Raw genomic sequence first — 22,940 nt, forward strand, 5'->3', positions numbered from 1 at the left:
CGGATTAATCGACCACAATTAAGTTAAGGTTTTTGAATTGCAGCAACATCAAATCTTTATTCACATAGCCATATTGCGGATGATACTCGAATTCGAAATTGTTGTGCAGCCCTCTATATTTCTCCTTTGTCAGGTAATCGAGGTAGCTTTCGCCATGTTTAGCCAATAATTTTCCGAAATAAAAACCAATATCGAAACCTTTAAACGAGTACTCGCTGGGTTCAAAACTAAATTCGGCACGGTATTTTTTGACAAAGCTGATAACCGCTGCGCTTTTATAATCGATACGATAAGAGGAGCTGATGATGGTATTGAGGTTTTGCAGCTGTTCAATGTTGTAGTTCTGCTTTGCCCAATTGGGATGGCCAAAGAGATTAAGCTCGTAACCTCCGGTTTTTAGGTTTTTAAGCTTAGCCAACTTATCGATACTTGGCGCTACAAAAGCCAGTTCTGACGAACAAATAACCACGGCATATTTCTTGCCTTTGATCATCCGTGTTTCGAACGCGTAGGCCGATGTAAATTCCTGTACTACGTAATTTGGATATTGTTGCTTAAACCGCTCGCGCAAAGGTGTAGCAAATTGCTCGTCAGCCGTTTTTTTCGGGTTGATCAGTACCACGATGCTGTTGTTGGCCTGGTAATGCTCGGCAATATAATCGGCTATTTTAACGGCATGCTGATCGATATTATTCACTATCGAAATCAGCTTTGGGTTATTAAACTCGCTAGGCCTCGAAGCGGCCAGAGGCGATACCATGGCTATATCGTTGGCCATCGAATAGGTCGACAAATATTTCAGGCCTTCTGGAAAAACCGGGCCGATAATGAGGTTGCTGTTTTTGAGGCTGCCTTTTTTCAGCAAGGCTGCCAATTGGCTATTATCGTCGCGGGTATCAAAAACATCGAGCTTAAAATTGAGCCCCAGGGCCGTAGCCGAATCGATACCCAGCTTTACGCCCTGGTAAAAATCGATAGCCATATTGGCCCTGTCCAGCTGCGCTTTTGTTGCCGTTTTGAGGTTGATTTCGTTCAGCTTAAAAGGAATCAGCAAGGCAATATCGGCCTGGGTAAATTTCTTTACGGGCTTCTCCGCCTTGGTCACATTGGTTTCGGTACCAGGCTTTTTAACCGTATTGTTTACTTTGGGCGAACAAGCTGCTGCAAGCAAAATCAACAACGCACCAATCAGTTTGAAGTATTTGGTCATATTTGATGATGATGTAATGTTCCGTACCTAAAGCAGATACGGAAACTGAAAACTGCCAACTGAGAACGGTTAACCTAGCTTACTCCCATTCAATGGTTGCCGGTGGTTTAGAGCTGATATCGTAAACAACACGGTTTATTCCTTTTACCTTATTGATGATTTCGTTAGAGATTTTTGCCAGTACCGGATAAGGCAAGTGGCACCAGTCGGCCGTCATTCCATCAACCGACTCAACTGCGCGAAGGCAGATTACGTTTTCGTAGGTACGCTCGTCGCCCATTACTCCTACCGACTGTACCGGCAAGAAAATAGCGCCGGCTTGCCATACATTATCGTAAAGTCCGGCTTCTTTCAGGTTGTTGATGTAAATGGCATCCGCCTCTTGCAAAATAGCCACCTTCTCTGCGGTTACATCGCCCAAAATCCTAATGGCCAAACCTGGACCAGGGAAAGGGTGACGACCCAAGATAAAGCCTTCTATGCCTAGGGTTTTACCTACTCTTCTTACTTCGTCCTTAAACAAGGTATTAAGCGGTTCAACCACTTTCAGTTTCATAAAATCGGGCAAACCCCCAACGTTATGATGCGATTTGATGGTTGCCGAAGGTCCTTTTACCGACACCGACTCGATAACGTCGGGATAAATGGTACCCTGCGCTAGCCAGGTTACATCTTTTACCTCGTGTGCGGCATCGTCAAAAACCTCGATAAATACACGGCCTATAATTTTACGTTTTTGTTCAGGATCTTTAACGCCTGCCAATTGGCTTAAGAAGCGCTCTTTGGCATCGATGCCTTTGATGTTGAGGCCCATGTGCTGGTATTGCTCCAAAACGCTTTCAAACTCGCCTTTGCGCAACAAGCCATTGTCAACAAAAATACAGTGCAGGTTGGTACCGATGGCTTTGTGCAACAGAATGGCGGCCACGCTAGAATCAACGCCTCCCGATAGGCCCAAAACCACCTTGTCATTGCCCAATTGTTTTTTCAGCGCCTCGATAGTGGTTTCTACAAAAGCATCTGCGGTCCAATCTTGGGCACAGCCACAAATATCGACCAAGAAATTTTCGAGCAGGATTTTGCCATCTGTGCTATGCGTTACTTCCGGGTGGAACTGGATGGCGTAGGTTTGGGTGTCTTTTACCTGATAGCCTGCAACTTTTACTTCGGCCGTACTGGCAATGATTTCGAAATTATCAGGCACTTTGGTAATGGTATCGCCATGGCTCATCCACACCTGCGAATCGATATTGATGCCTTTAAACAATTTGTTCTGTTGATTTACAAAATTCAAGTTGGCCCGGCCATACTCTCTGGTAGACGATGCCTGCACATCGCCGCCGCTTTGTTGCGCAATAAACTGTGCACCATAACAAACCGCCAGCAAAGGATAGTTTTTAAACAAGTTAAGGTCTACATAAGGCGCATCATTCTGGCGAACCGAGTAAGGGCTGCCCGAAAGGATAATGCCTTTTACGGTAGAGTCTAATTCTGGAATGTGGTTGAAAGGGTGGATTTCACAGTAAACATTAAGTTCGCGAACACGACGTGCAATGAGCTGGGTAAACTGCGAACCAAAATCGAGTATGATGATTTTTTCTAGCATGGGCAAAGATAGGCTTTTTAGTTGATTTTCACAGCGAAAAATCGAACGTTAATTTAAGGTGCATGACATGGAATTAGCTTTACCGGGATTTAAGATTTGGGAACCATGACGCCCGAAAAACTCAACGTTATAAGCCGGCAATCAAGCCGATTTGGAATCTTGCGGCAAAACTTCCGTCTTTACGCCAAACCGGTTCAAAAAATCTACGCCCTCATCACTGGCCAAACCTTTGTAGGCTGCATACGAATCTTTAAAATACACCCTTTTGATACCCGACGAAAGAATAAGACGGGCACAGGCAATACATGGCGACAAAGTGGTATAAAGGGTAGCTCCTTCTAGTTTAGAGCCATTTTTGATGGCATAGAGAATGGCATTTTCTTCGGCATGCAATGCCAACGAGCAGGAACCTTTGCTATCGCGGGCGCAACCTGTTCCTGGCCATTCCTCATCGCAGTTATGGGTGCCCGAAGGCGGGCCGTTATAACCGATAGAGATAATCCGGGTATCTTTGGTCAATACCGCCCCAACATGGGCCCGCACACAATGTGAGCGGGCAGCCAGGTCTGAGGCTAAATTCATGAAAATCTGATGGAAAGACGGTTTATCCATATGTAAATACAATCGCTTAAAATTATTTTCTTTGACCTACCCGATGTCCGTAAACAGCAAAATAAAGGATATAGAAATAGCAAGGCATCATGCTTACAAAAAACGCAAGCTGAAAGTGCATGCCGGCCACATCCTTTAAATAACCATATAACAATGGCCAAATTGCCCCTCCGGCAATGCCCATAATCATAATGGCCGATCCGGTTTTGGTAAACTTGCCCAAGCCTTTGATGCCCAGCGGAAATATAGCCGGCCACATCAATGAGTTGGCCAAGCCTAGCAGGGCTACAAATATAACGGAGGTATAGCCACTTGACAAATAAGCCGCTGCAGTAAACAGCAATCCCAAAAATGCACAGATCTTCAAGGCCGCTTGCTGGGTAAGGTATTTGGGAATGGCAATGATCCCGATGACATAGCCCACCAACATGCCACTGAGCGTAAGTGTGGTGAGGTACTTGCTTACATCGGCACTGATACCCAATTGCTTGCCGTAGGTGCCGATAATATCGCCTGCCATTACTTCGGCCGCTACATAGACAAAGATACAGAAGGCACCCAAAAACAGGTGCGGAAACTGAAAAATGCTTGTCTTAGCCACATGCGTGCTTTCATCTTCTACCACTTCTTCTTTATCTACATCGATTTCTGGCAGGTTAGAGAACCTGATAAACAAGGCAAATAAAGAGAATACAATAGCCAAAACGATATAAGGTGTATACACCCTGTTCAATACTTCGCCAAGCAACGTTTCCTTTTCTGCCAGCGTAGTGGCGGCATTGCTAATCTTGGCTTCGATAGCCGATGCGTTTTTCAAAAAGATGGACCCCATGATGATCGGCACAATGATCCCCGCAAATTTATTGCAAAGCCCCATGATGCTGATCCGCTTAGCTGCACTTTCTATCGGCCCGATGATGCTGATGTAAGGATTTGAAGCAGTTTGCAGCAAGGATAAAGCCGCACCCTGAATAAAAATACCCGTTAAAAACAGGCCAAAGCTTCGGCTACTGGCCGCCGGAATAAAAATCAGGGAGCCGATGCCCAATATGAGCAGGCCGACTACAATTCCGTTTTTAAAGCCCATTTTTTTCAGCAACCAAGATGACGGCAAGGCCAAAAAGAAATAAGCAATGTAGGATGCAAAAGTAACGAAAAACGCTTCGAGATCGGTTTTTAGGCCACAGGCCAATTTAAGAAAAGGGATTAGGGTACTGTTTGCCCAGGTTACGAAGCCAAAAATAAAGAAGAGCGCTCCGATAATAGCAATGGCCTTGACATTGCTGCCTTGTTGGTTGTTGTTTGTCATTGGTTTAGGTAGATTAGTTTGTGGCGCCTAATATGCAATAAATAAATCGCTCTGCCAACGAAACAGGGCATAATTCGAGTAAAATTTTGCTCGACAAAACCATCCCCAAAAGAAAAAGCTCCTCAATGTTTGTTGAGGAGCTTCTGCTATATTTTAGGATGGCTTAGTGCCCGCCAGAAACCTTGCTGTCGAAACTAATACCCTGTGCCTTTAAAATGCTGCTGGCTCTCAGGGCATAAAACGCCAAATAAGCAAAACACAATACGCCAACAATATAGCTATATTGAATGCCGATGTGCTGAGAAACATAACCTTGCAGCCAGCTAATGATACCGCCACCCATAATCATCATAATTAAATAACTACTTCCCTGACTGGTGTGTTTACCCAAGCCGCTTACGCCCAAAGTAAAGATACATGGCCATAAGGTACTGCAAAACAAGCCTACGCTTGTAAATGCATAGACACTAACCATGCCTGTAGTGAACATGCCCACAAACAGCGCAAAAATCCCTACCCCCGAAAAAATGAGCAACATTCTTGCCGGATTGCCTTTACTAGCGATGTCGGCAATGATGAGTACTAAAATAATCAGTGCATAAACATAAAAAGGTGCCAAATCATGTTTAGCAATCGCATTAACCAACAAGAAAACGCCAAATGCCAAATAAGGTGCCACAAACCTCAATACCTTTCTCAAACTAATGCTATCGGTAAAAGCTTCAACAGCTCCAGTCCAGCGACCAATCATCATACTTGCCCAATACAAAGAAATGTAAGGTGCAACGTCTTTAATAGCAAAGCCAAGGTCTTTTTCCATATAGGCCGGTAAATTGCTTGCCGTAGAAACCTCAACACCTACATATACGAAAATCGCAATCATGCCCAACACCAGCTGCGGATATTTCAAAGCCGAGCCTTTAACCGACGAATCTTCTTTGGTGGTTTCAGCAATGGCTGGCTTATCAGGCAATGAAGACGATTTTAAGAAAATGGCCACCAACAAAAAAGCAGCACCTAAAATAAGGTAAGGTATCTTAACGCTTTCTATACTGATATTAGTATTTCCACTTGTGGCCGAACCAAAAATAGCAAAACTTACAATCAAGGGGCCAATAGTAGTACCAAAGTTGTTGATACCGCCTGCCAAGGTTAAGCGCTGCGAACCTGTAGAAATTGGGCCTAAGGCAATAGCCAACGGATTAGCTACCGTCTGTTGCAAAGAAAAACCTAGGGCAACGATAAATAAACCCGAAAGCATTAACGGAAACGACCCGGTGTTGGCTGCAGGATAAAACAGCAAGGTACCTACTGCAGAAATTGCCAACCCAAGAGCCAAGCTGTTTTTATAGCCTATTTTATTGATCAAATCTGTCTTCATCAGCGCAGAAATACCTACATAAATTATCGAACCAACAGTATAGGCAATATAAAATGCTAAGGATACCAATTGGCTTTCGCTTTGCGATAGTTTAAACGCTTCCTTAAATACAGGAATTAAGATGTCGTTACTGGCGGCCACAAAGCCCCAAAAAAAGAAAACGGTTACCAGCGGGATAAACTGCGCCCAATTGGTCTTTGAATTTTGTTCCATGTTTGGATTTTAAGATTTAGGTTAGTTCAAATTTAAATTTAGTTTGATAAACATAATTAAAATTTATGGCTTACTAAAGTGTAATTTTTACACACCAGCTATAGGGCTTCTTTTCCCTAAAACACCACTGTCGAATACCGAAAAACTAAGCTAAAAATGATAAGGATTTAGCTATAAAAATCGCATATTAGCGTAAAATATATGATAGGCTAATGTTTGAAGCGATTTTATTGGGCATGGGTGCCGGGCTAATTTCCTCATTCTTAACTGGTCCCGTTTTTTTTGCAATGATCAAGACCAGTATCGAGCGTGGATTTAAAGCCGGGTTTTCATTAGCGGTAGGTGTAATTTTTAGCGACATCATCTTGGTCGGACTGGTGCTTTTTGGCAGCCAGTTTTTAGAATATCAAGCCAGTTTCGACAAATATGTTGGCATTATTGGCGGTATTTTTCTGTTTGCGGTTGGCATTTACTACCTTTTTTCTACCGTATCCATCAATTACGAAGAAAACAAAATTGTAAAGGTAAGCAAGCGAGGCTATCTGCTCAAGGGCTTTCTGATGTGCATTTTAACGCCATCTACGCTCATGTTCTGGATCATTGTAACCAATATCATTTCCATCAAGCTCAACAACATGTTTTACGAAAAACTGTTGTGCTTTATTATCGCCATGGCTACCCAGCTCACCATCGACGGACTGAAAAGCTATTACTCGAGCAAGCTGCGCTACCGCATCAAAGAAAGTTCGCTCGTGATGCTCAACAAAATAGCCGGCGTAATCATTATCCTTTTCGCCATTTGGCTGGTGACGAAGACTTATATTAAGTTCTATTAGTGTTAGAATAGCGTATTGCGTAGTGAGTATTGCGTAGTGAGTATTGCGTAGTGCGATGGCTTTCGAGAGAAAACTGCGAATTGCTTTTGAAGCACAGTGTTCCTGCCATAGTTTAAAGGCAGTCCAGCTTTACGCTGTATCTTTTTTGCTTTAAGCAGCAAAAAAGGATGCCGCTACAATCTGGGCTATTTTACATAAGTCAGTACTCGCTAATCCCATCATCTCTGCTTGGTCGGGAAATGCTTTCCCGGCTTGGCTCACCCCGGATTTGCAATCCGGCCTAATGAATTAGCGCACATACTAGATTACAAATCCAGCGTTATTCAGATCGAGATGACACATCCCGACTAGCTTGGCCTAAAAAGCCAAAAGGCCCACTATTGCTAGTAGGCCCTTTGATTATTTCCTTCTTTCCAGTTAACGAAAGCTTTGTTTACTACTTTGTTGCCTCCTGGTGTTGGATAGTTTCCTGAGAAATACCAGTCGCCGGTATGGTTGGGGCAGGCCAAATGCAGATTGTCTAGCGTTTGGTAAATGACCTCTACCTCTGCAACGGTTCCTTTTGGGGTAATGATTTTGGCAATCTGGTCAGAAATCTCCTGCTGTTTAAACGGACGGTAGATTTCTTTAACATGGTTAACAATTTCTTCTTTTGGCAACAGCAACGAAGCTTTGCACTTTTGGTATACCTCTTCGATGACATGTTCCATGCCACGCTCCTTTAACAACTGAATGGCTGCGTCGAAAGCCACAAACTGGCCCATTTTCGACATATCGATGCCGTAGCAATCCGGATAGCGGATTTGTGGCGCCGACGACACGATGACAATCTTTTTAGGATGCAGCCTGTCGATGATTTTGATGATGCTTTGTTTCAGCGTTGTACCGCGAACGATGGAATCGTCTACCGCAATCAGGGTGTCTGTATGGTTCTTGATTACCCCATAAGTGGTATCGTAAACGTGGGCTACCATTTCTCCCCTATCTGCATCTTGCGTAATAAAGGTACGCAGCTTTACATCCTTGATGGCCAGTTTTTCTACGCGCGGGGCCATAGACAAAAGTTCGTCCAGTTCGGCATCGTTGAGTTGCTCCTTACGGTTAAGCAAGGTATCTTTCTGTACTTCCCTGATGTAATCGTGCAGGCCCTCTACCATTCCGTAGAAAGAAACTTCTGCCGTATTCGGGATAAACGAGAACACCGTATTTTTCAAGTCTTTTTTTACCGAATCCAACACTTGGGGAATAAGCAAATGACCTAGTTTTTTGCGTTCTCTGTAAATATCGGCATCGCTGCCTCTCGAAAAATAGATACGTTCGAACGAGCAGGCTCTTTTTTCGGCTGGTTCGCGGAACATTTCCTGGGTTACCGTGCCGTCTTTCTTCACAATCAGGGCATGGCCAGGCTCTATTTCCTTTACCTGCTTGATTTGTACATTAAACGCGGTTTGGATGGCCGGTCTTTCTGAAGCCGCCACCACAATCTCATCATCGGCGTAGTAAAATGCCGGACGAATGCCCGAAGGGTCGCGCAGCACAAAGGCATCGCCATTGCCCACAATACCCGAAATGGCATAGCCACCGTCCCAGTTTTTAGCCGAGCGACGCAGGATATTGGCAATATTGAGGTTCTTTGATATTTTTTGGGTGATTTCTACGTTGGTTAAGCCTTCTTTTTTGTAGGCATCGAACAGCTCTTGGTTCTCGTCGTCCAAGAAGTGGCCTATTTTTTCAAGTACAGTAACCGTATCGGCTTTTTCTTTGGGATGCTGACCCAACTCGTAAAGCTGTTCCAACAGCTCGTCAACATTGGTCATGTTGAAGTTTCCGGCTATGACCAAATTCCTGGTCATCCAGTTGTTTTGGCGCAAAAACGGGTGGCAGTTCTCGATGCTGTTCTTGCCGTGTGTGCCATAGCGCAAATGCCCCAACAAAACCTCGCCGATAAAACTTACATTCTGCTTCAGGAACTCCGTGTCTTTCATCAGCTCGGGCGTTTCATTCTGGATGTCGACAAACTTGTTTTGGACGTATCCGAAGATATCCGCAACTGCATTTTGCGCCATAGAACGGTAGCGGCTAATGTAACGGCTACCTGGTTTCATGTCGAGTTTAATGGTTGCAATACCAGCTCCATCCTGACCGCGATTGTGCTGCTTTTCCATCAACAGGTATAATTTGTTGAGGCCGTAGAGTGCAGTACCGTATTTTTCTTGGTAGTATGAGAGAGGTTTTAACAGGCGGATAAAGGCTATCCCGCATTCGTGCTTAATCTGATCGCTCATTGATTGTGATTGAGCCGCAAATTTACCCTTTTAAAGTTTCAAAACCTAGAAAGAAATACGATGAATTGACAGAAAATCGTAATATAAAAGTGAGGGCGCGAATCATGGCTTAATTGGTTCATCAGTTCATTGGTTCACTGGCCGACTGATGGGCTAATGAGTTGATTGCATAGCAAACTGTTAAACGAAAAATGAAAACTAATCGACTGCATGGTTTTCTTGTCAACTGCCAACCGGCAACTGAAAACGGGCAATCGCCTATCGGTTAGCCAAACGCTCGGAGCGAACTGCTTCGCCCAAAAACACGGAGGCATGTTCATCAAACGACTGGGTATCGCCCGAAGTGTAATAGGCTCTTGAATTGTTCTTGGCCAAACGGCTTTCCATTGCTGGGTGTCTTTTAAGGTAGTCGGCCAGGCTGTTTGCTACGATCTCGCCTTGCGACAACAATTGGATAGGCGCTGGAAGCCTTTGGGCTATTTTAGGCACCAGCAAGGGATAATGGGTGCAGGCCAATAAAATACAATCGATATCGGGGGCTTGCGCCAATAGCTGTCCCAAATATTTATCGACAAAATAATCGGCGCCAGCATCTAAGTGTTCGCCGTTCTCGATCAAAGGCACCCACATGGGGCAGCTTTGCTGGTATACCTTTGCTGCCGGAAAGAAATGTCCAATTTCCATAAGGTACGACTTCGAATTAACGGTTCCGCGTGTGCCCATCACGCCAATGCTGCCGCTTTTTGAGTAATGGCCTACCACTTCTGCCGTTGGCCTGATTACGCCAAGCACCCTCCTGTCTGGATATTTTTGAGGCAGATCCAACTGTTGGATGCTGCGCAGGGCTTTGGCCGATGCCGTATTGCAGGCCAAGATAACCAACTGACAGCCTTGGGCAAACAGCCACTCCACACACTCAAGGGTATATTGATAAACCGTTTCGAACGAATGATCGCCATAGGGCGAGCGGGCATTGTCGCCAAGGTAAATATAGTCGTACTGGGGCAGTTGTTTCGCAATCGATTTGAATACGGTTAATCCACCGTAGCCAGAGTCGAAAATACCGATGGGCGATTGATTATTCATGGCAAAAAAAAGCGGAATTGGTTTGTTTTCCAATTCCGCACAAGATAATGATATATCTTTGAATTATTGTTTAGGTTTTGTGCCTGCAGGTTTTGTGGCTGCTGGAGCAGCAGTAGTAGAAGCGCCTAGTTTGGCTTTAACCGCAGCAGTGATGTCTTCGCCGCCATCAGAATAAACAAGGCTGTTGAAACCTTGAGAAACAGAGGTATCGAATACATAAGCCAATCCTTTTTCTTTGGCAACAGCAGCAATGGCATTGCCTACTTTTTGTTGCAACGGAGGGAAAAGCTCGTTTTGTTTATCGGTCACGTCTTTGGTTGCTTTTGTACGTGCATCTTCAATTCTTTTGGCCAAATCTTGGATTTCCTGACCTGCAGCCTGCAATTCTTTACCTACCACATCTTTGTTGGCTTCGCTCAAGGTTTTTTGCTTGTCTTCGGCCGCCTTGTATTTGGTTTGGTACTCTGCAATCATTTTGTCGATTTCGGCTTGTTTTGACTTTGCCAAATTCTCTACGGTAGCCGAAACAGTTTTTGCCTCAGGCAAGCTAGCAAAAATGTCATCAGAGTTCAGGTGACCAAATTTTTGTTGCGCATTTGCAACATTGGCAGTGAGCACTAATCCAGCCGCAACAAATAATACGTTAATTAACTTTCTCATTTTTCTATTTTACTTAATAATTGTTTTTAAAATCTATGGTGTTTTTTATTTAACTAGTGTTCCTGGCTTATAGCCCAGCCTAACAATCACGTCATTGCTGATGTCGTAGCTGCTGCTGGCATAAATCATCATGGTCGATTCGCTGCTTTTGTCGAAAACGAAATCGATGGTTTTGTTTTTGGCTGTCTCCCCAACTATAGTAGCCACTTTCTCTTGGATGGGCTTTAACAGCTTGGTACGCATTTGGAAAAGCTCTCCATCTGGACCAAACTTTTGTCTTTGCAGTTCTTTTGCCTTTTTCTCTTTCTCGATGATATCGTTCTCCCTACGCTTGCGCATATCGTCAGTCAGCAAAACCTGATCGGCCTGATAGGCCTTGTACATTTTGTCGATCTCGTTAAAGCTCTCGTCAATTTGCGACTGGTATTGCTTAGACAAACCGTCGATCTGGCTCAGCGCCGATTTATATTCTGGCAAGTGCTTTAGAATATACTCCGTGTCTACATAGGCAAACCGCTGTGCTGATGCTCCCAGACCCGCCAAGAGCAAAAAGCTGATTAATAAATACTTTTTCATTGCTTTGTGTGTTGCTAAATTAATTAAATCCGCCAAGTTGTTGGGCAATACTGAAGTGGAACTGACCTTTATTGGCATCAGGAAGACCTGGGATTTTATCAAATCCATAACCATAGTCAATTCCCAACAAACCAAATATCGGTAAAAATATCTTAGCTCCAACACCTACAGACCGCCTAATATTAAACGGATTAAAATCGCTAAACTTATTCCAAGTGTTACCACCTTCGGCAAATGCCGTTACAAAAGCGGTTGCTTCTTGCTTGGCAATAACCGGGTAGCGCAGTTCCATTACGTATTTACTAAAGATCGGGCTACCCGAACTTTGGGCAATATTTACGTTGGCACCTACCGGAACAACCGAGTTGTTTGAGTAGCCACGCATGGCAATTAATTCAGAGCCCTGCAAGAAGTCGAAGCCCTGCATACCGTCGCCACCCAACTTAAAGCGTTCGAACGCCGACTGGCCAACGGCCTTGTTGTACTGGCCCAAGAAACCAAATTGCGCCTGGCCTTTAAATACCAGTTTGCCTACTACGCTTTCGAACCATTGTGCCTCAAATTTCCATTTGTGGTACTCGGTAAACTTATAGCGTTGCTTATCTGAAGCCGTAGCGTAGTTAATTTTATTCAGCAACGAGTAAGGAGGTGTTGCCTGAATGGTAAACCTGATGTACGAACCGCCTGTAGGGAAAATATTGTTGTTCCTCGAATCGCGGGCAATCTCTTGGGTTAAGTTCAAGTTGTAAGAAGTACCGGTGCTGAACAGGTAACCAGGGTATTTATTCAAGATGTATTGGTTCAGGTTAATGGTATGCACCAAAGAGAACCAGTTGTCTGGCCAGTTCAGCTTTCTGCCCAAGCTCACCGAAACGCCGTTCAAACGGATTTTTTGGTAGTTGCCATCGGCGGCCGATAAGCCGTTAGATTGCAACGAAGTGAAAGCGCTCAACCCAAAACTTACGGGTTTCTTGCCGCCAAACCAAGGCTCAGAGAAAGAGAAACTGTAAGATTGGTAATACTTACCGTTGGTTTGTCCGCGCAAGCTCAGCTTTTGGCCATCGCCTTTTGGCAACGGTCTGTAGGCTTCGCCATTAAACAGGTTTTTTAACGAGAAGTTGTTGAAGGTTAAGCCCAAGGTACCGATTACACGGCCTCCGCCAAAACCGCCCGAAAGCTCAATCTGGTCTGAAGGTTTCTCTTCTACGTGATATTCGATATCTACCGTACCATCAGATGGGTTTGGCTTAGGAATCGGATTGGTCTTCGACTCGTCAAAGTTGCCCAAAGCACCGATTTCGCGTACGCTTCGTACCAACAGCTCTTTAGAGAATTTATCGCCCGGCTTGGTACGGATTTCGCGCAATACTACCCTATCGTTGGTAATGGTGTTGCCTACTACCGTAATTTTGTTATTGGTATACTGGGGGCCTTCGTAAATACGCATTTCTACATCAACCGTATCGTTATGGATTTTGGTTTGTACCGGATCGATGTTAAAGGTCAGGTAGCCATCGTTCAGGTAAACGCTCGAAACATCGTCGCCACTGGCACTGCCTCTTAATTTCTTTTCTAGTTTTTCTTCGCTAAAAACTTCGCCTTTTTCTATGCCGAAAACTTTTTCAAGATAGTCTGTCGGGTATCTGGCATTGCCAATCCAGGTGATATTGCCAAAGTAGTATTTCGGGCCTTCATAAAGATCGAGCTTAATGCCGATGGCCTTATCGCTATACCTGTAAATGCTGTCTTTTAAAATGGCAGCATCCCTGTAGCCTTTTTCCTGCATTTTGGCTACCAGCTTCAACTTGTCTTCTTCGTATTTTTCCTTGTTGAACTTGCCACTGCCGAAAATCTTATAAAAGGCCTGTTGCTTGGTCTTTTTCAAATACTTCCTCAGCTTGGCCGAAGAAAACTCCTTATTGCCCGTAAACTTGATTTCGTGCACTTTTACACGCTTTCCTTTATTGATATCGACTTGCAGGATCACGCTGTTCTCCTGGTTGGGATCTGGCTTAGACTTGAAATCGATGGTGGTATAAAAGAACCCCTTGTCGTACATGTATTTTTTGATGATAGACTTGGTGGTATTGTAAAGGTTGTCGTTAATGATAGTCCTACCGGCTTTATCGGCCAATTTTTCGTTAAGGTCTGTCTTTTGTGATTTGCTTACCCCCAAAATTTCGAAGGCACTTAGGCGTGGACGCTCTACCACTTGGATATCGAAATAAACCGTGTCTAAATCGATCTTGGTAATGTTCAGCTGCACATCGTCGAAAAGGCCTTGTGCCCATAGGTTTTTGATTGCATTTGAAGTAGCCTCACCCGGCAATACGATACGTTCGCCTTTGGTTAGCTTAGACAGGGTGATGATTACATCTTCGATCAGGTATTTGGCGCCCGACAAAGTTGTGCCGCCAATTACATATTCTTTTGGGTTAAAATAGTCTAAACTCGAACCGTTAACTTTTAAGGAAGGGGCCGCTTGCGAAGGTTGGGTACGGATTTGCGCCATGGTTGGCAAGCCGATCAACAGCAAGAAAATAAGTTGGTATATTCTTTTCATTTACAATCTAAAAAACGTTGCTAAGTTAATTTAAACACATGTTAAAAAGTGTTAAAAGTAAAATTAGTTCAATTGTTCACTAATTTTTCCGAAGCGACGTTCGCGTTTTTGATAGTCGACGATGGCCTCAAAAAGATCTTCTCTTCTAAAGTCGGGCCAAAGGGTTTCGGTAAAATATAATTCGGTATAAGCCATCTGCCAAAGCAGGAAATTACTGATCCGATGTTCGCCACTGGTGCGTATCATCAGTTCGGGATCAGGAATATTGGTGGTGGTCAGTTGTGCAGCAAAAGCGCTTTCGTCAATTTCATCGATGTTTATTTTTCCTTCCTTGGCCTGCTCGGCGATTTTCTTGGCTGCCTCTACAATTTCCCATTTGGCGCTGTAGCTCAAAGCCAGGGTAAGGGTACATTTATCATTTTTGCCGGTGGTTTCCATGGCGCTGGCCAAATCGTCGATGCATTTTTGGGGCAACGATTTCAGGTCGCCGATGGCATTTAGCCTGACGTTGTTTTTATTCAGGGTTTCGGCCTCTTGGTTGATGGTTGCAATGAGCAGTTCCATGAGGGCATTGACTTCTTCAATGGGACGGTTCCAGTTTTCGGTAGAGAAAGCATAAACGGTAAGGTACTTAATACCAATATCTACACAGCCTTCTACAATATCCTTTACAGAAAGCACGCCGCTTTCGTGACCAAAAACACGAAATTTACCTTGGTTTTTTGCCCAACGCCCATTGCCATCCATAATAATAGCGATGTGTTGTGGTAAGCGATTGATATCAATTTGTTCTTTAAATCCCATTTCTGCTGTGTCAGCGCCCTAAAAAGTAAAACATTTTTGGCTCACAAAGGTATAAGATATCCCAATACCTACAAACATGTAGCTGTCCCTTTTTCTAAAATCGCCTCTTTGGGTACCTGGTTCGCCGATGTAGATGCCTGTTTTTTCTCCCGAACGGTCTGAAAGTGCCCGGCTTAACCCCTGGTTTCGGGTCCAAACGTTCGGATCGGGATAAAGGCCGCTGACGTCGTCGATATAATCGGTTAGCGGAATCCTGAAACCGACCTGTGTAAAAAGCGTCCAGCTGTCGTTGAGCTTGTACTTGGTGCCTGCACCAATAGGAAAGGTGAGCGCATATTTTTTGTAGGCTTTGGGCTGTCCCTCGGTGTAGTACAGTCTCAGCTTATAGGTTTCTCCCTCATAGTTGGCCTTGGGTTCGAACAATACCGTACCCACCCCACCAAACAGAAAGGGGGTAAAGCGCCTTCTGCCGTTGTAGGCGAACATGTCGAAGAAATTAAAATCGACCAAAAGGCTAAACTCATTGAGTGGGGTAAAAAAGCTCAGGTTGCGCTGGCGGAACTGTTCGTTGTTTGAACTGGCATCGTTGCCTTTTACCTTGCCATAGTTATAATGCAGGCCGAGAGCCAAATGCGGATTAAAATTGAGCTTTACAAAAGCTCCTGCTTCGATGCCACTGATTTTGACTGGGTTGTACTGGTTCAAGTCGCCCATATAAGAAGAGCCTCCCGCATGTGCGCCCACCTCAAAGCGCTGGGCCAAAGCGGCCATGCCAAAAGATAATAGACCAACAAGCGTTAGGAATGCTTTTGTATAGCTCATCTTAATAGTTCCGTGTATCTATGCCCCACAGTAGTTTATTCCTTAACGTAGTGAGATAGCTTTCATTGTTAAGGCGGATCAGGTTAATATTGAATTTAGCCTTGTTGATGGTAATCTTAACCGAACGGTCGACGGTTTCGGTCCTCGAATCGCAGGTTAGCAAAAACTTGGTGCTCCTGGCTTCTACTTCGAAAGTAAGCGCCACATCGTCGGGCACGATAATGGGCCTTACGTTGAGGTTGTGCGGCGCTACCGGCGTAATGACGAAGTTCTGTGCATTGGGCGAAATAATCGGTCCGCCGCAGCTCAGCGAGTAGGCCGTAGAGCCGGTTGGGGTAGCAATGATCAATCCATCAGCCCAATAGGAATTCAAAAACTCGCCATTAAGGTAGGCATGGATAATCATCATGGCCGAATTGTCTCTCCGGTGGATCGTCATGTCGTTCAGCGCAAAATTCTCTTCGCCAAACAGGTTGTTCTGCGATTCCAGATTAAGCACTCCCCTTTTATCGAGCGAGTAATGGCCGTTAACCAGGGCTTCGATGGCGGTTTTGATCTCGTTCTTGTTAATACTGGCCAAAAAGCCCAAACGGCCAAAATTGATACCGATAACCGGTATCTGCGAATCACGCACCAGCGACAGCGTATCGAGCAGGGTGCCATCGCCACCAAGGCTTAGCAGCACATCGGCCTGGTCAACCAGCTCGGCATGCGTACTAAAAGTTTTGACATGGGCCGGCAGGCTGATTTTATTCCTGATAAAGTTGTTGAACTTCAAAAACACCAGTATTTCTATCGGATGCTGGGCCAGCACGTCGAATACCTCCTGTACAAAAGGCAATACGCTGTCATTAAAATCTCTGCCGTAAATTGCTATTTTCATGCAGGTTTTTATACGTTTAAATAGTTCATGAAAGAATTGAATCTATCTTCTGTACCGTTATCGTCCTGTGTATTGTTAAAAACAGCTTTTACTTCGTAGTCATAGCGCTCAAAAGAAGATATGATACTTGAAAGCTCTGTCTTATTAATTTTCAAGGTTACTTCCAACCTGGTAGAATCGGGGAAAGAACTGACATAAGAGGAAAGGATTTGCGCGTTGTCTGCTTCAACGATCTGGGCCATGTGCGCCAAAGAATTGTTACGGTTGCTGATAGACAATACGATAATGCCGCCCGGCTCCTTAACGGCATAGGTTTCTGCCGCATATTGCAGGAGGTTGTTGATAGAAACGACGCCAAGGTAGTTTTTATGGGCATCGAGTACGGGCACCAGCGACAGTTGCAAAAGGTTAAACAGCCGGATTACATCGTAAATATGGGCATTTTCGAAAACAAAAGGATTTAAGATAGTCAGCGAGAGGCTGCCTATCGGCGTTTGCTGGTCTCGTACTTCGATCAGCTCGTCTTCTGAAATAAGGCCCAGGAACTGGGTTTCGTTTACAATAGGCAAATGGTAAAGCTTGAACTCGGCCATGCGCTCTAAAGCCTTCTGCGCAGTGTCGGAAGTTTTTAGAGGCGGGATAACATTCGATATGAGTTCTGAAGCAAACATTATTTTAATAAAATCCTACTTAAAAAGGTATTCAGCAATTCGTTAAAAATAGCCGGTCTTTCCATCATGGGCGCATGGCCACATTCGTCAACCCAGTTCAGTTCGGAGTTGGGCAGCAGCTGATGGAACTCTTCGGCCACTTCTGGCGGCGTAATCTTATCTTGTTTGCCCCAAATGAGCGAAACTGGAATAGTAATTTTTGGCAATTCCTTTGCCATGTTGTGGCGAATGGCTGATTTGGCCAAAGCCAGGATACGGATTACTTTCGAGCGGTCGTTGATTGACCTGAATACTTCGTCAACCAGTTCTTTGGTAGCCGTAGCCGGATCGTAGAAGGTAAACTCTACTTTCTCGCGCACATAATCGTAGCTCTCTCTTCGCGGAAAGGAGCCGCCAAATGCATTTTCGTACAGGCCAGAGCTGCCGGTCAGTACCAGGGCCTTTACATATTCTTGGTGTGCAACGGTAAATACCAGCCCTACGTGTCCGCCCAACGAGTTACCAACAAGCACCACCTGATTTAGTTTTTTAAATTTAAGGAAACGCAAAATGTACTTAGATAAGCTTTTTACGCCCAAGGTTAGCAAGGGTAGATCATAGATAGGCAAAATAGGCACAATTACCTTGTAGTTTGCCTTAAAATAATCTAAAGTGGGCTCCCAATTGCTCAATTCGCCCATTAGCCCATGAAGTAATACCAACGGTTCGCCTTCACCCGCCTCAATGTATTTAAACCCATCTTCATCAATTACTTCGTATTTCATATATAGTATGTTGTACTGTTTGGTATGTGCTACTAAGTTAATAGAGTAAAATTAATTTACCGTAATAATATCAATATTTTTTCGGGGATAGTGTAAAGCGGGGCTATTTTTTATTGACCCAATTGCGCTTTAACAATCTCGCCGATCAGCTTGCCGTCGGCTTTGCCCGCCAGTTCTTTATTGGCCAATCCCATTACCTTGCCCATTTCTTTGATAGAAGTTGCCCCAGACTCGGAGATAATGCGCGATACAACCAATTCTATATCGGCCCGGTCTAGCTGCTTTGGCAAAAACTGGCTGATGACCTCAATTTCTTCCTGTTCTACAGCATAAAGGTCTTCGCGTCCCTGCTCTTGATAAATTGTAGCCGATTCTTTACGTTGCTTAACCAGTTTTTGCAGGATTTTGATTTCTGCTTCTCCATTGATTTCTTCGGCATGGCCTTTTTCGGTTTTGGCCAGCAGCAAAGCGGCCTTGATTGCCCGCAGGCCCCTTAACCTGGCCTGGTCTTTAGCCAACATGGCTTGCTTGATTTCCTGATCTATCGTATTTGCTATCATTGCTTTTCTCGTGTTGCTTTTATCTATTGAATTGCCGCCTTTGTTTCAATTGCCAGCTACTTCCTCACTACCGTTGTTGCCGTGGCCTGCGCCGTTGGCATAATGAGCATATCGTTAATGTTTACATGTGGTGGACGGCTTACCGCAAACCAAATGGCTTCGGCAATGTCTTGGGCAACTAAAGGTTCCAATCCGTCGTATACCTTTTTCGCTCTGGCCTCGTCGCCTTTAAAGCGAACCACCGAAAACTCGGTTTCTACCATGCCGGGATTAATGGCGGTTACCTTAATGCCGTGTGGCAACAGGTCGATGCGCATGCCTTTGTTCAGGGCATCAACCGCATGCTTGGTGGCACAATATACATTTCCATTGGCATAAACTTCTTTACCCGCAATAGAACCGATATTGACGATATGTCCTTTCTTTTGGTTCACCATCCAGCCCGAAACGATTTTCGAAACATAGAGCAGTCCTTTTACATTGGTATCAATCATGGTATCCCAATCGTCGGTATCGCCTTTGTCTATAGGATCCAAGCCTTGGCTCAATCCGGCATTGTTGATCAGCACATCTACGTTTTTCCACTGGCTGGGCAGGGTTTCGAGTACATAGCTGATGTTTTCCTTGTCACGTACATCGGCCTGTATCTTTTTGACCTCTATGGCATATTTATCGGCCAAATGATGGGCAATTTTTTCCAGTAGATTTTCCCGTCTCCCAATTAGGATCAGGTGATAGCCCTGTTGGGCAAAAATATGTGCACAAGCTTCGCCAATACCTGAACTTGCACCCGTAATTAATGCGATTTTAGCCATGTGTATGAAATAATGATGATAAACAAAGGTATTATTTTTTTACGCCCCGCGCTATTCAAAAAATAAGCTGAAAGTAAAATGTCTGAGTTTTGCCTTTTGTATCGGGTCCATGAAAGGATTGCTTTCATGCTTCATAATGTCTTTAAATGAATAAGATAGCTTAAATTCTGGCGACATTTTAAAATATTCGAAGTAAATATCGAAGCCAATGCCCGCCTCGTAGGAAAGGAAGCTTTTCTTGTTTTTGATCAACTTGTCTATAGGCGCCGCGGCCTCGTCGTTGCTCTTTTTGCCCGAGGCCAGATCCATCGAGTATTTAAGGCCGCCAATCATGTAGGCCCGAAAGTTCATGAGCCGGTCTGATTTGATTTTTAGTCCAATGGGAAGATCGATTACCGTGGCCTGTACCTTTTTTTCGATCATCGAAGTACCCACATTGTACACGGCGGGCTGTACATAGTTATATTGGATTACGCGATCGTTAAAAACCAAGGTTGGCGTAAAACGTGCATCTAAATTACTGGTTAGTTGACTGTTAACTACAAAACCGATACCAAAGCCTACCGATGGTGGCGACGAAATGGAAGCCAACTGGTCTGTGGCATAGCCCGGCAATGTTGCATCGTAATACGGTGCGCGCCAATCCTTATTTTTCCAAAGCTTCAATTCCGAAGAAATATACTGAAAGCTAAACCCCCAATTGAAACGTTCCTGATCAATGCCTCCACCCCAGTTTTGAGCCTTTGCCCAACCAGCAGCGAAAAGAAACAACATCACAAAGAGGGTTAATTTTCTGCTCATTTAGTACCGGTATAAATTGCACTTATTCCAAACGTTAAAGAACGGTGTTTGGTATTTTTATAGCCCACTTTTTCCATAAGCTGGGTAAAAGACTTGCCATCAGGAAAAGCGGCCACCGACTCGGGCAAATAGGTGTACGCTCTTTTGTCTTTCGAAAAAAGACGGCCAAAAAACGGTGTAATGTATTTGAAGTAAAAATTATAGCCTTGCTTGATAGGGAAAGTCCTTGGTTTAGAAAACTCGAGGATGACGATCTTGCCTTCGGGCTTGAGCACGCGCAACATGTCTGCCAATCCTTTTTCCAGGTTTTCGTAATTTCTTACGCCAAAGGCTACTGTAATAGCATCGAAAGTATCATCGTCGAAATGCAGCCCTTCCGAATCTCCCAACTGTACCGAAAATACATGGCCCAGGTTGCGTTCGCCAATCTTTTTGCGTGCCACTTCCAGCATCCCTTCCGAAATATCAACCCCAACAACCTTATCGGGATGAAGTATTTTAATGGATTCGAAAGCAAAATCGCCTGTTCCGGTAGCCACATCCAAAATTTTACGGGGCTGTATGCTCAACAGTTCCCTGATTGCCTTGCGCCTCCAAATGATATCGATGCCCAACGACAAAAAATGGTTCAGAAAATCGTAGGTGTGCGAAATATTGTTGAACATCGTAGCTACCTGTTCTTTTTTGGTAGCCGTACCAGCATAGGGAGTAACTTCTCGATTTGTCATTGCCCCAAAGATAGAGAAAATGGTTAATTGTTTGATTTTTTTAAAAGAATAGCGAAGGGCGGACAGCGGACCGCATTGAATCCAAATGCCTCGAGCCAAACGCGAGACACAAAACGCGCCAACTCCAATCTTTAATTCCTACCTTTGTATTATGATTATAAAATCTGCCACATTCGTAGTGAGCAATACCAAGGTTTCGGCCTTGCCGGCTCCAGACAGGCCCGAATATGCCTTTATTGGACGTTCTAACGTGGGCAAATCGTCGTTGATCAATATGCTGGTAAGTCAGCCTGGATTGGCCAAAACCTCGCAAAGACCCGGAAAAACACAGCTGATTAACCACTTTTTGATCAATGAAAGCTGGTACATTGTTGATTTGCCTGGGTATGGCTATGCCAGGGTTTCGAAAACCAGTCGCGAGAAATGGGAGAAATTTATCCGCAATTACCTCACCAAGAGAGAGAACCTGCAATGCGTTTTTGTACTGATAGACAGTAGGCTTGAACCGCAGCAAATAGACCTCGAGTTTTGTTGCTGGCTGGGCGAATGCGGCATTCCATTTGCCTTGGTTTACACCAAAGCCGATAAGCAATCAGGGCCAAAAACCGACCAGAATGTGGCCAAGTTCAATAAAGCACTGAAGCAGTGGTTTGAGGAAGTGCCCTCTTTTTTCATAACCTCATCAGAGAAAAAACAAGGCAAGGAAGGTGTACTGGGCTTTATTGACGAGGTGAACCAAGATTTTGTAATGCCTGTTATCGACCCCAAGTTTTATAACGGGAGTTAATTGTTTGGCGGTTTTCAGTTGCCAGTTTTCAGTTCTAACTTTATCTCAATACTCAATACCCACATCTCAATACCCAATACCCATCGCAATGAAAAAATACTTTTCGCTTGTTTTATTTGCGCATTCCATTTTCGCCATGCCCTTTGCCATGATCGGCTTCTTTTTGGGCGTAACCACTACGCAAAATCCGTTTCATTGGTACCTGTTGGTGCTGGTTATTCTGTGTATGGTATTTGCACGCAATGCGGCCATGGCCTTTAACCGTTATTTAGACCGAAATATCGATGCCCAAAACCCACGTACACAAATGCGCGATATTCCGGCAGGACGGGTTTCGGCCAATGAGGCACTGTTCTTTGTGATTATAAACTGTGTGCTATTTATTGCCGCCACCTTCTTTATCAATAAGCTCTGCTTCTATTTATCGCCCGTGGCTTTGTTTGTTGTGCTTTTTTACAGCTACACCAAACGCTTTACGGCGCTATGCCACCTGGTTTTAGGCCTTGGCTTATCGCTAGCCCCTATCGGCGCCTACATTGCGGTAACCGGACAGTTTAACATCGTTCCTTTGTTCTATTCGTTTGCCGTACTTTTTTGGGTTAGCGGTTTCGACATTATTTACGCTTTGCAGGACGAAGATTTCGACCGCGAGCAAAAACTGCACTCCATTCCGGCCGCCATGGGCATTAAAAATGCACTGAGATTATCGGTAGTGTTGCATGTTTTATCTGCAGCCTGTGTTATTATGCCCTTGTTTTATGCCGAGCTGAGCTGGGTTTACGATATCGGCATCGTATTTTTCTGCGCCATGCTTATTTATCAGCACCTGCTGGTTAAGCCAACAGACATCAGCAAGGTAGATCGTGCCTTTGCCACCACCAATGGCTTTGCATCGGTTATTTTTGCCCTTTGCTTTTTGCTCGACGCCTTTTTAAGAACAAGATAAAAATCTAATCGATCGTAACTTT

22 protein-coding genes are annotated in these 22,940 nt (G+C 44.4%); 3 read left to right on the forward strand and 19 right to left on the reverse strand.

Features of this window, described 5'->3' with window-relative positions:
* Positions 1–4 precede the first annotated feature (4 nt).
* The 5 genes from AC6H1S_RS13290 to AC6H1S_RS13310 all read right to left on the reverse strand — a co-directional run bounded on the left by AC6H1S_RS13290 (position 5) and on the right by AC6H1S_RS13310 (position 6,331).
* Positions 5–1,210, reverse strand: coding sequence for an ABC transporter substrate-binding protein (locus tag AC6H1S_RS13290; protein ID WP_497563925.1), 1,206 nt, complete (start codon positions 1,208–1,210; stop codon positions 5–7).
* Between the two features lie 79 nt (positions 1,211–1,289).
* Positions 1,290–2,816: a glutamine-hydrolyzing GMP synthase gene (guaA, locus tag AC6H1S_RS13295; protein ID WP_497563926.1), complete on the reverse strand. Its 1,527-nt coding sequence runs from the start codon at positions 2,814–2,816 to the stop codon at positions 1,290–1,292.
* Positions 2,817–2,957: 141 nt separating this feature from the next.
* Positions 2,958–3,428 (reverse strand): deoxycytidylate deaminase, encoded by a 471-nt coding sequence (locus AC6H1S_RS13300; protein WP_199141451.1) that lies wholly within the window; start codon positions 3,426–3,428, stop codon positions 2,958–2,960.
* Between the two features lie 22 nt (positions 3,429–3,450).
* A complete protein-coding gene (locus AC6H1S_RS13305; protein WP_497563927.1) occupies positions 3,451–4,737 on the reverse strand; it encodes a sugar MFS transporter in 1,287 nt (428 codons plus the stop codon).
* Positions 4,738–4,900: 163 nt separating this feature from the next.
* A complete protein-coding gene (locus AC6H1S_RS13310) occupies positions 4,901–6,331 on the reverse strand; it encodes an MFS transporter (RefSeq protein WP_497563928.1) in 1,431 nt (476 codons plus the stop codon).
* Positions 6,332–6,543: 212 nt separating this feature from the next.
* Between AC6H1S_RS13310 and AC6H1S_RS13315 the strand changes: the two genes are divergently transcribed.
* Complete coding sequence (locus AC6H1S_RS13315; protein WP_497563929.1) at positions 6,544–7,167, forward strand: LysE family translocator; 624 nt, start codon at positions 6,544–6,546, stop codon at positions 7,165–7,167.
* Between the two features lie 383 nt (positions 7,168–7,550).
* On the opposite strand, the gene AC6H1S_RS13320 is transcribed toward AC6H1S_RS13315, so the two are convergent.
* The 14 genes from AC6H1S_RS13320 to ubiE all read right to left on the reverse strand — a co-directional run bounded on the left by AC6H1S_RS13320 (position 7,551) and on the right by ubiE (position 21,185).
* Positions 7,551–9,452 carry an amidophosphoribosyltransferase gene (locus AC6H1S_RS13320; RefSeq protein WP_199141034.1) on the reverse strand — a complete coding sequence of 634 codons (1,902 nt, stop codon included), beginning with the start codon at positions 9,450–9,452 and terminating at the stop codon, positions 7,551–7,553.
* Between the two features lie 258 nt (positions 9,453–9,710).
* Positions 9,711–10,538 carry a glutamate racemase gene (murI, locus tag AC6H1S_RS13325; RefSeq protein WP_199141052.1) on the reverse strand — a complete coding sequence of 276 codons (828 nt, stop codon included), beginning with the start codon at positions 10,536–10,538 and terminating at the stop codon, positions 9,711–9,713.
* A 63-nt stretch (positions 10,539–10,601) separates the two neighbouring features.
* Positions 10,602–11,198, reverse strand: a complete 597-nt coding sequence (locus AC6H1S_RS13330) for an OmpH/Skp family outer membrane protein (protein WP_199141035.1) — start codon at positions 11,196–11,198, stop codon at positions 10,602–10,604.
* A gap of 45 nt (positions 11,199–11,243) precedes the next feature.
* Positions 11,244–11,774, reverse strand: a complete 531-nt coding sequence (locus AC6H1S_RS13335; protein ID WP_199141036.1) for an OmpH/Skp family outer membrane protein — start codon at positions 11,772–11,774, stop codon at positions 11,244–11,246.
* A 19-nt stretch (positions 11,775–11,793) separates the two neighbouring features.
* Positions 11,794–14,337 (reverse strand): outer membrane protein assembly factor BamA, encoded by a 2,544-nt coding sequence (gene bamA, locus AC6H1S_RS13340; RefSeq protein ID WP_233165924.1) that lies wholly within the window; start codon positions 14,335–14,337, stop codon positions 11,794–11,796.
* 63 nt (positions 14,338–14,400) lie between these two features.
* Positions 14,401–15,141, reverse strand: a complete 741-nt coding sequence (gene uppS / locus AC6H1S_RS13345; protein WP_497563930.1) for an undecaprenyl pyrophosphate synthase — start codon at positions 15,139–15,141, stop codon at positions 14,401–14,403.
* Positions 15,142–15,159: 18 nt separating this feature from the next.
* Positions 15,160–15,963 (reverse strand): type IX secretion system protein PorG, encoded by an 804-nt coding sequence (gene porG, locus AC6H1S_RS13350; protein WP_199141038.1) that lies wholly within the window; start codon positions 15,961–15,963, stop codon positions 15,160–15,162.
* A 1-nt stretch (position 15,964) separates the two neighbouring features.
* A complete protein-coding gene (locus AC6H1S_RS13355) occupies positions 15,965–16,846 on the reverse strand; it encodes an NAD kinase (protein ID WP_199141039.1) in 882 nt (293 codons plus the stop codon).
* An 8-nt stretch (positions 16,847–16,854) separates the two neighbouring features.
* The gene (locus AC6H1S_RS13360; protein ID WP_199141040.1) at positions 16,855–17,517 is read right to left on the reverse strand and encodes a CBS domain-containing protein; all 663 of its coding nucleotides are present in this window, start codon (positions 17,515–17,517) and stop codon (positions 16,855–16,857) included.
* The gene (locus AC6H1S_RS13365) at positions 17,517–18,281 is read right to left on the reverse strand and encodes an alpha/beta fold hydrolase (RefSeq protein ID WP_497563931.1); all 765 of its coding nucleotides are present in this window, start codon (positions 18,279–18,281) and stop codon (positions 17,517–17,519) included. The genes AC6H1S_RS13360 and AC6H1S_RS13365 overlap by 1 nt, the downstream gene beginning before the upstream one ends.
* 110 nt (positions 18,282–18,391) lie before the next feature.
* On the reverse strand, positions 18,392–18,841 hold the full coding sequence (locus tag AC6H1S_RS13370; RefSeq protein ID WP_497563932.1) for a GatB/YqeY domain-containing protein: 450 nt from the start codon (positions 18,839–18,841) through the stop codon (positions 18,392–18,394).
* Positions 18,842–18,897: 56 nt separating this feature from the next.
* On the reverse strand, positions 18,898–19,656 hold the full coding sequence (locus AC6H1S_RS13375; RefSeq protein ID WP_199141043.1) for an SDR family NAD(P)-dependent oxidoreductase: 759 nt from the start codon (positions 19,654–19,656) through the stop codon (positions 18,898–18,900).
* A 51-nt stretch (positions 19,657–19,707) separates the two neighbouring features.
* Positions 19,708–20,457 carry a type IX secretion/gliding motility protein PorT/SprT gene (gene porT / locus AC6H1S_RS13380; protein ID WP_199141044.1) on the reverse strand — a complete coding sequence of 250 codons (750 nt, stop codon included), beginning with the start codon at positions 20,455–20,457 and terminating at the stop codon, positions 19,708–19,710.
* Positions 20,454–21,185, reverse strand: a complete 732-nt coding sequence (ubiE, locus tag AC6H1S_RS13385) for a bifunctional demethylmenaquinone methyltransferase/2-methoxy-6-polyprenyl-1,4-benzoquinol methylase UbiE (protein ID WP_199141045.1) — start codon at positions 21,183–21,185, stop codon at positions 20,454–20,456. Before ubiE ends, porT begins: the two co-directional genes overlap by 4 nt.
* Before the next feature lie 151 nt (positions 21,186–21,336).
* On the opposite strand from ubiE, the gene yihA reads away from it, so the two are divergent.
* Both yihA and AC6H1S_RS13395 read left to right on the forward strand, forming a co-directional pair.
* Positions 21,337–21,972: a ribosome biogenesis GTP-binding protein YihA/YsxC gene (yihA, locus tag AC6H1S_RS13390; RefSeq protein ID WP_199141046.1), complete on the forward strand. Its 636-nt coding sequence runs from the start codon at positions 21,337–21,339 to the stop codon at positions 21,970–21,972.
* 88 nt (positions 21,973–22,060) lie between these two features.
* Positions 22,061–22,918 carry a UbiA-like polyprenyltransferase gene (locus tag AC6H1S_RS13395; RefSeq protein WP_497563933.1) on the forward strand — a complete coding sequence of 286 codons (858 nt, stop codon included), beginning with the start codon at positions 22,061–22,063 and terminating at the stop codon, positions 22,916–22,918.
* Positions 22,919–22,940 lie beyond the last annotated feature (22 nt).

Source organism: Pedobacter sp. TM02, from assembly GCF_059705275.1.

Bases quoted from the DNA above. Each gene is read 5' to 3' on its own strand.
- AC6H1S_RS13355 (WP_199141039.1), bottom strand. From the start codon at position 16,846: ATGAAAATAGCAATTTACGGCAGAGATTTTAATGACAGCGTATTGCCT.
- porG (WP_199141038.1), bottom strand. From the start codon at position 15,963: ATGAGCTATACAAAAGCATTCCTAACGCTTGTTGGTCTATTATCTTTT.
- bamA (WP_233165924.1), bottom strand. From the start codon at position 14,337: ATGAAAAGAATATACCAACTTATTTTCTTGCTGTTGATCGGCTTGCCA.
- AC6H1S_RS13335 (WP_199141036.1), bottom strand. From the start codon at position 11,774: ATGAAAAAGTATTTATTAATCAGCTTTTTGCTCTTGGCGGGTCTGGGA.
- AC6H1S_RS13395 (WP_497563933.1), top strand. From the start codon at position 22,061: ATGAAAAAATACTTTTCGCTTGTTTTATTTGCGCATTCCATTTTCGCC.
- AC6H1S_RS13365 (WP_497563931.1), bottom strand. From the start codon at position 18,281: ATGAAATACGAAGTAATTGATGAAGATGGGTTTAAATACATTGAGGCG.
- murI (WP_199141052.1), bottom strand. From the start codon at position 10,538: ATGAATAATCAATCGCCCATCGGTATTTTCGACTCTGGCTACGGTGGA.
- ubiE (WP_199141045.1), bottom strand. From the start codon at position 21,185: ATGACAAATCGAGAAGTTACTCCCTATGCTGGTACGGCTACCAAAAAA.
- uppS (WP_497563930.1), bottom strand. From the start codon at position 15,141: ATGGGATTTAAAGAACAAATTGATATCAATCGCTTACCACAACACATC.
- porT (WP_199141044.1), bottom strand. From the start codon at position 20,457: ATGAGCAGAAAATTAACCCTCTTTGTGATGTTGTTTCTTTTCGCTGCT.
- AC6H1S_RS13360 (WP_199141040.1), bottom strand. From the start codon at position 17,517: ATGTTTGCTTCAGAACTCATATCGAATGTTATCCCGCCTCTAAAAACT.
- AC6H1S_RS13375 (WP_199141043.1), bottom strand. From the start codon at position 19,656: ATGGCTAAAATCGCATTAATTACGGGTGCAAGTTCAGGTATTGGCGAA.
- AC6H1S_RS13330 (WP_199141035.1), bottom strand. From the start codon at position 11,198: ATGAGAAAGTTAATTAACGTATTATTTGTTGCGGCTGGATTAGTGCTC.
- AC6H1S_RS13300 (WP_199141451.1), bottom strand. From the start codon at position 3,428: ATGGATAAACCGTCTTTCCATCAGATTTTCATGAATTTAGCCTCAGAC.
- yihA (WP_199141046.1), top strand. From the start codon at position 21,337: ATGATTATAAAATCTGCCACATTCGTAGTGAGCAATACCAAGGTTTCG.
- guaA (WP_497563926.1), bottom strand. From the start codon at position 2,816: ATGCTAGAAAAAATCATCATACTCGATTTTGGTTCGCAGTTTACCCAG.
- AC6H1S_RS13315 (WP_497563929.1), top strand. From the start codon at position 6,544: ATGTTTGAAGCGATTTTATTGGGCATGGGTGCCGGGCTAATTTCCTCA.
- AC6H1S_RS13370 (WP_497563932.1), bottom strand. From the start codon at position 18,841: ATGATAGCAAATACGATAGATCAGGAAATCAAGCAAGCCATGTTGGCT.
- AC6H1S_RS13320 (WP_199141034.1), bottom strand. From the start codon at position 9,452: ATGAGCGATCAGATTAAGCACGAATGCGGGATAGCCTTTATCCGCCTG.
- AC6H1S_RS13290 (WP_497563925.1), bottom strand. From the start codon at position 1,210: ATGACCAAATACTTCAAACTGATTGGTGCGTTGTTGATTTTGCTTGCA.
- AC6H1S_RS13305 (WP_497563927.1), bottom strand. From the start codon at position 4,737: ATGACAAACAACAACCAACAAGGCAGCAATGTCAAGGCCATTGCTATT.
- AC6H1S_RS13310 (WP_497563928.1), bottom strand. From the start codon at position 6,331: ATGGAACAAAATTCAAAGACCAATTGGGCGCAGTTTATCCCGCTGGTA.